This is a genomic window from Aquimarina sp. RZ0 (assembly GCF_008370685.1).
Taxonomy (GTDB): domain Bacteria; phylum Bacteroidota; class Bacteroidia; order Flavobacteriales; family Flavobacteriaceae; genus Aquimarina.
Genome location: NZ_VTZU01000127.1, coordinates 1 through 8,712, shown reverse-complemented (window position 1 = coordinate 8,712; position 8,712 = coordinate 1). Strand labels below are relative to the sequence as shown.

The 8,712-nt window shown below is 32.6% G+C and carries 7 protein-coding genes; all 7 read right to left on the bottom strand.

Annotation, left to right across the window (positions count from 1 at the left end):
• Window positions 1-258: 258 nt before the first annotated feature.
• Genes F0000_RS25955 through F0000_RS25925 form a run of 7 tightly spaced genes read right to left on the bottom strand, consistent with a single transcriptional unit; the run spans window position 259 to window position 8,141 of the window.
• A complete protein-coding gene (locus F0000_RS25955; protein ID WP_149627621.1) occupies window positions 259-846 on the bottom strand; it encodes a hypothetical protein in 588 nt (195 codons plus the stop codon).
• Complete coding sequence (locus tag F0000_RS25950; protein ID WP_149627620.1) at window positions 840-1,463, bottom strand: hypothetical protein; 624 nt, start codon at window positions 1,461-1,463, stop codon at window positions 840-842. Before F0000_RS25950 ends, F0000_RS25955 begins: the two co-directional genes overlap by 7 nt.
• A complete protein-coding gene (locus F0000_RS25945; protein ID WP_149627619.1) occupies window positions 1,464-3,686 on the bottom strand; it encodes a M23 family metallopeptidase in 2,223 nt (740 codons plus the stop codon). It lies immediately after the preceding gene.
• 10 nt (window positions 3,687-3,696) lie between these two features.
• Window positions 3,697-4,059, bottom strand: a complete 363-nt coding sequence (locus tag F0000_RS25940; protein ID WP_149627618.1) for a hypothetical protein — start codon at window positions 4,057-4,059, stop codon at window positions 3,697-3,699.
• A 4-nt stretch (window positions 4,060-4,063) separates the two neighbouring features.
• Entirely contained in the window at window positions 4,064-5,575 is a 1,512-nt protein-coding gene (locus F0000_RS25935) for a DUF6402 family protein (protein ID WP_149627617.1), read from the bottom strand.
• Complete coding sequence (locus tag F0000_RS25930; RefSeq protein WP_149627616.1) at window positions 5,575-6,360, bottom strand: hypothetical protein; 786 nt, start codon at window positions 6,358-6,360, stop codon at window positions 5,575-5,577. Before F0000_RS25930 ends, F0000_RS25935 begins: the two co-directional genes overlap by 1 nt.
• A gap of 5 nt (window positions 6,361-6,365) precedes the next feature.
• Window positions 6,366-8,141, bottom strand: a complete 1,776-nt coding sequence (locus F0000_RS25925) for a type VI secretion system Vgr family protein (RefSeq protein ID WP_149627615.1) — start codon at window positions 8,139-8,141, stop codon at window positions 6,366-6,368.
• Window positions 8,142-8,712 lie beyond the last annotated feature (571 nt).

Genomic DNA, 8,712 nt, shown 5'->3' with positions numbered 1-8,712 from the left:
ATTATATATTAGATTTGAAGATCGAGTGGCACTTGATTTAGCGACCAAGCCCCAGGAGGGCTCTGGGAGCTAGCTCCCAGAGCCCTCCTGGGGCTTAACCCTGAGACAGGGTTATAATTACACTTCCTAGGATTATGAATAAGGCAATAGAAAACACATTGTGAAAAAATAGTATAAACCTGTTTACCTATGATTAATGATAATACTCGATGCTCCAATGCTAAGAATCGGGGTCATAATTATGAACCGTAACACTTATTAATGGAATTTCATCATTTTTATAAAACTTTCTGAATAATATAACCTGATATCGGTGTTACTTTTTTTTATTGAGAACAAACTTGAAGTTTTAATTCCTTTTTCAGCTTTTTCAATATCCGTGTCAACATCAATTTCTTCAATAAAATTTAATTCGCCATTTTTCAATCTGAAAATCTGAAAAGTCTCTGAATATTCATAAATATTATCAACAACTAACAAAGAATCCTTCTCAAATTTGTATAAAGAGGATTCTAAACCTATTCCTTCAAATATTTCATTTTTCTTGAAAATTTGTTTTATATTATTATTATCATATAAAATATATTCTCTGATACTATCACGATTACTTATTTTAAGACCAAAGTTTTCTTTTTTAAAAAAGATCATATTATCTAACTCATTATTTTTAATCTCATTTAATTCAACTCTTTGAAACTCTATTTCTTCTTGTGTTTCTTTTAGCTTATTTTCGTTTTCAGACGAATCAATTATGATTTTAGTTGATTGATGGTTATGAGCAATCTTCTTTTTACATCCTATAGATATTAGAATAAAGATAAAAAGTGATTTTATGTATTTTAGCATAACCACCAATAAAGTTCAAATTTTACTAAAAACCCTTCTTTATTAAAATAAAATATCCAATGATCTTCTGGTTGATTTATTGTAAAAGCTACATTCACATAATCATATTCGGTATAGTTTTCAGGATTCAGCTTTTTCGCTTGTATAAAAGATTTGTAAGAATTAGCGAATATGGATTTAAAGTCATTGATTGTAGTATGTTCGGTTAATTCTACATCTATATTTTTAATCAATAACTTATTGCCATTAAATTTTCCCGAATATAATATACTCTCTTCTTTGTTTGTTATATATTCTAAATTTTCAGTATGGTATGACCAAAAATCGACTGTGTCATTTTTCCATTCAAATGGATGTCCACAATCCCATTCGGATATAATCATGGAATCTTTTCTTTTCTTCCTTAACGTATGATAATTCAAGTAAAAAGACTCTTTATTAAATTTCACTTGGTTTATCGATAATGTATCAAGAAAAACACTTTCCTGTTTTTCTATATGAGATTTAACTACGTTATTCTTTGCAGATGCCTTTTGTTTATTTAAAGACTTATTGTTTGAAGTAATACAACTACTAGATAAGGAAACAAATAAACAAATAAGTAAATAATATTTCATTTAATTTGTATTTGAAAGTTTTGGTTTTTTATTAATAAGTTTGCCTTGTTTCATTCGATCTTTTTGTGTTTTCTTATCGTCTTCAGTCAATTCGGTTTCGGTTTTCCAATCTACATAAAGAGCAGGATCTGCCAGATAGGCTTTTTTATAACTCTCTTTTCCTATAGCGTAAATCGTGCTAAAAATATTAAAATGTAAATGAGGGTCATGTGTTCCTTTCGTAACTCCCGAAATACCAGTCAAACCAATTTTCATTCCTGCCTTTACTTTTTGACCTTTTTTAATAAAGATATCCTGTAAATGCGCATAAAACAAAAATACAGGATCTTTATCTTCGGTAAAATTTGAACCGGAGTCTTTATCAGTCGTATATGCATGAGTATATTCTTGTCTACGGTTAGCTAGTTCTTGCGTATTGTTGATTTTAATAGTTATTGTCCATCCATACCCCCCATGCCATTTTTTTTCATAAACTGTTCCATCTAAACATGCATAAACAGTTGATCCTTCCATAGCAAAAATATCTAATCCAGTATGCAATCTTCCTCGTCCCATACCAAAGGTATTACTTTGAGGTTTTTCTGTTCCTTCACTATTCCATAATGCAATTTGTGGATCATCCACTGGTTCGTGCCAGTTGGTACTAATTACTTCAAAGGCATTTCGTTTTAAAAATTCTTTTTTAATTGGTATTTCTACATTATCAGTTTCGATCCTAATCCAAAAATGACTTCTCTTTCTATCATCAGGTTTTCCGTCAATTTTCAAAATGTCTTCTAACCACTTTTTAAAATCTTCGTCGCTTTTCTGCCTTAATTTTACCTCTGCCACTGCATATCCATCTTTTACTGTCGCCTCTATTTCTAGTTCTTCTACATCATTCTTTAAGACTGGTAATTCTTTGCCTTTTTCGACTAGTAATGGTTCTTTTTCATAGATTTTAAAAAGTACTTTTTTACCTTCTAGGTTAGCACATTCAGCTACTAATTGTATTTTTTGTCCGATCGCACCTTCATTCAGCTTTTCATAATACGGCACTTTGGCTTTGGGTGGTAGTTTGGTTTTCTTTGTTTTTTTATCTTTTATCTCTGGTGCATCTGCCTGTACTTCTTCGATTTCAGTTTTGGCAAAAAAAGCATTGATAATTTTTTCCTCAGGGATTAGGTTTAAATGTCCATATTTGGGTTTTACTCCTTTAATTTTTAGGGCTTCACTATTTGCAATATGAATATACAGCTCTAAATTATAGGTTTTCTTATTCTTAAAATCATATAGACCAATAAAAGGATTGTCTTCTGTTGCTTCGTCTTGCTGCGCTTTCTTATACCTTGATTTATCACCTACCTTAAACTGTTTGATGACCTCTCGACCTTCTATATTAATCTTATTATTTTTCCATTCTACAGCATCATCGGTTCCTATTTGCGGTACTGGATTAGGGTGAATATCTTTGTCAAACACCTGTGTTTCTATTGTTTTTCCCTTTAAACCTAGGGTCTTGAGATATAAATACACATCTTGTTTATAACCAGTATTTGTTATTTTTCTACCAGCAGCATTAAGCCAATATGCTTCGAGTATCTCAGGACTAGCGGCTAATACTCTTGTTGCTACAGTATCTCCTTTTCCTTTCTTACCACTTAAATAAGCTTCTACTTTGATTTTATGACCATCTAACCATTTAGAAAACTTCACTTTAAGTATGGCAACTTTTTTACCATCTTTTTCTACAATTTCCTTCTTAGCATACAATATGGCTTTACTTTTAATAGCAAGTATTTTTGTAGCATCATCTCCAGATAAAAAATCAACTTTATGCTCTGGTTTGTTCGAAGTAGATAAAATATGTTTCGCCTGTTTATTATCAAAACCTCTAAATTCTGGTAACCAGAAACACCATTTTATTTTTTTTAAATCTTTTTCAACAGCATCCTTATCTTTCTCATCAAGTTTTATAACTTCATACGTATACTCTTGATTATTATGAATCTCCTTACCATACTTTATTTCTGTTCCTTTACTATCTGAAAGTTTAATTTTTAACACCTCATTCTTTCCCGTATACTCTAGGTTGACATCTTCTACTTCATTTAACACAAAACTGGTATAGTTTACATTAGGTCGAATACGTGGTTTACGCTCTCCCTTTTCTTCAGCTTCTTTTTCACGTTCTGCTATATATGCTTCAACGCTCATCACCTGTGGATCATTATCGTGCTTCATATATTATCGTTTAACATTCTACTTTTCCTGTTTTGAGATTGATAGTTTTGCCTCTGCCATACCATACCTGCTCATTTTTTATATCCCATTCTATTTCTATACTATCATTAAAAATATCGCAATCTGTATTGTCACTACTTTTGCCAATTACTTTACCATCAGCATCTTTTAAAACGACAACTACGGGGATACTACCTGCGCCACCATCTCCAGGCATAGTAGGACTAAAAATACCTTTTTCATTTTTTATAACTAGCTCATATTGTCCATCAGGGCTTTGATATGTTGCTAATTCTTTTTGAGAATTATAAAAATAAAAACCTATTCCTATAAGCAGTAGTATTGATAATACGACATAAATCATTTTTTTCATTTTCTTAGAATGTAGTTAAAGGTACTTCAAAAGTATCATTGGTATTTGTAAAGTGAATATCACTATACAAACGGAAATCTCCTCCCATCTGAAATTCGTCTCTATAATTTTGATAACTAGAATTTTCGATCAATCTATATCCTGACCCTATGGCTAGTTTAACAACTTTGTTTTCTTCAATATTCCAGTAACCTAAGTTTTGACTTGCCCAACCTGGATCTATAAAGTCAAACGAATCTCTAACATAAGTTGCGACTCTATTTATTTGGATGCTGTAATTATCTTTAGTTTTCGTTATTGTTCCGCCAGATGACATCCTAAACACAAAATTAGCTAAAGCAGCAGTAAGATCATCCAGTGAGCTAAAAGTTCCAGGAGCGAATGCTCGTTCTTGATAATGATATTTATCAAATTTTGGAACTCTTCTATTTTTATATGTTATCAATGAGGTATCAAATACTCCAAAATTTGTAGAAGCTTCATCTGTGGTTGGGATAGTAATTTCTCCGTCACTAGCCATACGTTTAATCTCTGATAAAAGTGCTCTTTTACCAGCAGAGTTTGCCCAAATCTTTTGAGCAATCATTGAAGTATGCAACGTTTGCGCACTTGTAAACCCTAAAACCCAATCCATCGTAATAATTGATAGATTTGGATCGTTAACATCAGGATTGTTACTCGGTTGTCTGCTAAACCATTCTTCTTGTAGTTCAGCTCCTTTATTCCACCCTAAAGCTTCTAATACTCTTGGAACATATCGTACCAAATGTACTTTTAAATAATCTGCATCATCATTACTAAATTCTTCCTCATCTAAATCTTCAATTTGTAAGGTGAAATAAAAATGTACTAAGTCTTCTTCTCCTTTGATAAACATATTTGGAGTTATGTTAAAGGAAAGAATTGCATCACTGTTTTGAAGAGTCCATTCATGTTCCCATATAAAATCGTCATTCATAGGACCAAAGTCACTCTCATATACCTTTACTTTTATTTTTTTGCCTTGCGCATTTTCTGTTTTAATCCGAATTCGTGCTTTCTCATTATAATCCAATGTTGTTTCCTTATTCATATCCTTATCCACCCAATAGGCCTCAATAATCTCTGGATCGGCAGTTTCTTCTGGTGCAGGAACCGGTGCACCACTTTCAGCCATAGCTTGTAAATTAGTAGGGACAGATTGTTGTGTTGTATCTGCAATAGTTATCGGTACACCTCCGGTGGCACACATAATGGTAGAACTCTCCAGTAAGGGAGCATTTCCGTTTACTTTCATTCCAAGGGCAGTGTTTTGCCATTGGATAGGAGCAATAACACCCATGCAAGGAGGTGGGTTATTACTAAATTTAGTGCAATTACCCTGAAATAAAAGGTTTGGTTTGCCTTTATCTGCCTCCGTAGCCCAAAACTGATCTTGTACACCCACTACATTAGATGTTACCATCAATGTCCCTTCTGGTTTGGTACATAATGAGCATTTAATTTTCGCGCCGTTTATTACATATTTCCCTGCCATTATTCTTCTATTTGCGTTACTCTAAACAAACTACTTCTGTTTTGTTCTGATAGTTGTACCTCTGCATTCTCTAACCAGTTCGTCTCTTTATTAAAACGAAATATTCCTGAATATGATATATCTTGTTTTTCTTTTTTATTGTATGAACAAACTAATGATACCATCTCATCATTGATCTCCTCTAAGAATATTTCTTCTTCTATCTCTAATGATTTAGCAAAAGTTGAGACCCATTGCTTCTTTCTTATAGGTGTTATATTATCGAATGTACCATAGATTTCTTTTAACAAAAGCCCAAAGAAATTATACTGCTGAATTTCCTGAATTACCAGTTCTTCAGAATTCAATTTTGATGCTATCTTTTCTAGTAGCCTTTTAATTTCTCTACCGCTGTAACTAGTTCTTATATCCTGAGAAATTAGTTTCCATCTCTCTTGAATATATTCTAAATTGATAATCGTAGAAATGCTACCATCATATCTAATTTTTAAAATCAGTTCATCGTAAACAGTTGCTAATGTATTTGCCAATGTATTGTTTCCAGAAGCTTCTCCATTCATTAATAATTGTAAAGAATGCGTTTTTAAAGAAACTACTCTAACCGAATCACCTTGTAATGATTCAAGTACTTCCAAGGAAACGTCTCTTGTAAAAACATTTTTTATCACTTTATCCTTTATTAGGGATACTTCATTGATGATACTATACTGACGTATTCCTTTTTTGGGGAATATTAGTTGACATTCATCAATAGTAAAACTTCTTCTATGGCGACGTATAGACATCATGGTTATCCTTTACTAATCTTAACATCACTACCTCCTTTAAGAGTAGCTAACCCAGCACTTTGAATTTTCACATCACCATCACTTTGTATCTCAGTTTCTGAGGCAATTTGTGAATATGTTCCCCCAATTTCCTCTCGTAATTCGTCATCAACTGTATTGGTCATATTTGATGAGGACATATCTAGGTTTTCTCCTGTTTCGATGGTCGTATTCTTGCCTACATTGATACTAGCGTCTTCTTCTACATTTAATTGAAAATTCTTAGCATTTAATGTCATGTTTTCTAAGGCAGAAATCTCGATATTATTATTGGCAGTATCAATGCTTATCAAATTACTATTCTTATCACTAATCAAAATTTTCTCACTTCCATCAGTATCATTTAGTTCTATGAGATGACCAGATCTGGTTTTAATAGCTTTGATATCATTAGCATCGGATTGCCAACTACTTGGTTTAGCTGATCCGTTATATAATGCTCCCATTACAAATGGTTTTTCTGCATTTCCTCCTTCAAAGTTTACGATAACTTCTTCCCCTATTTCAGGTATGAAATGAAAACCTTTATCAGCACCTGCGTGGGGTGTCATAAGTCTTATCCAAGGTGTCATTTCTCCAGTTTTTTTCTGCCACGGAAATTGCACTCGGACTCTAGCTAAATTATCTACATCATTATTTTCAATTACTTTGGCTATTTGTATTTCACTGCTTGGATAGCTGTGGAGATCCATCAATGGGTAATCGGTACTATTGGCATCGACTGCTTCAAAATGATTTTGATATTTTCCTCCTTCATTATTAGTGTGCGTGACTTTGATTACTCTGTAACTTCCATAACCTTTCACAGTAATAATTTCTCCCAAATTAACTCCAGGATTATCAGAAGACCCCGTTGCTACTGCTTGGCGTATAGATCTGGCACGAGTATATTGCTCCACTTGCTTATCAAATCTTGATTGTAGAGACGTATCGCTGTAAGGAGTGTAATAAATTTGTGATTTTTTGTTGTATAACTCTTTTGATTTATTGTTCATAAAACCATGATAACCATTTGATTCAGTTGAAACTTCATCGCTAGATTTTCGATGGATTCCATCAACCAGATGATCGCTTGTTAGATAATCAAAAGAATTAGGGATCGTATTTAATTCTACCGAAAAATTTTGTAAATCTATTCCATAGGATAATGTTGTTTCTTCTGTACTTGGACTTCCAAACACCAATTTTTTCCCATCATAATAAAACCACTCATTATAATTAGCTGCGAGCCTGCTAACATAGCTAAAGGCGCTCTGATTATATTGTATTGAAAAATGAATTGTATCCGATGATACTGGAGCAAAATTAGTTTCTAACTTCCCTCTATCATATCCCTGAAAGGTTCTCTCTAAAATTTCAGATAAACTTACATCACTAAAAGAAGCATAGTGATTACCATCTTCTGAGAGTATAGAAGTACTCTTGGCACAAATAGTTACCAAATCTCCACTAGATTGATGAAAACCTTTTGAGGCTTTGACCTTTGTCACTACTCCTTTGAATTCTAATTCCTTATAGCCTCCAAAATCAGAAACAGAACTAATCCTTAGCGTAATAATTCCACCAAGATATTCTTTACTATCACCTACCAACTCCTCTGATAACCGTTCCACTACATCTGCTCTACATACTAATTCTAACTCATTATGTTTTGAGATTTCTTGGCTCAGCTTGATAGAAATATAGGACTGTACGGGTACTCCTGAGATAAAGATTTCTGTAGTGGTTTGTAATGCCATATGATTTATAATTTAGGGTTCTATACTGCTTAATGTTAGGTTTTTACTATTTGTTACCTGTTTTTTTCTTGAAATAATCCCAAACATACGCTAATAAACTTTAACAAACAATTGAGCTATCAGGGGAGAAAGCCTGCATTTTATAACGGTTTAAACGTTTATCTATAACCTGTTGTCTTTCATCGTTGAAATACTTTATTTTCTTTGTCTGGGTCTCATTTTCTAAACGTTTCTATTTTCTTTAGTTTAAAAAAACGTACAGGGCACTTGAAAAAAGGAACATTATTTTCCCAAAATAATACATGTTGATGTTTCCTTATCATATTCAAGTACCCAATACGAACTACACAAAAATTAACCTAACCAAATTTGTGTGTATTCCAGTGGGTACTTTTTTGTTTATCTCTTTGGAGCGTATTCTTACTTAATTATGCTTGTTATTTCATTGTTGAACTAAACCTTCGGTAACTTTTTTCTGCTGGATTTCGTAATTTAATAGAAATAATTAAAATCTATAACTTATGTATCAAAAAAAAGAGTTGAGTCTTGCTGTGAAAAAGCAAAAAGAACT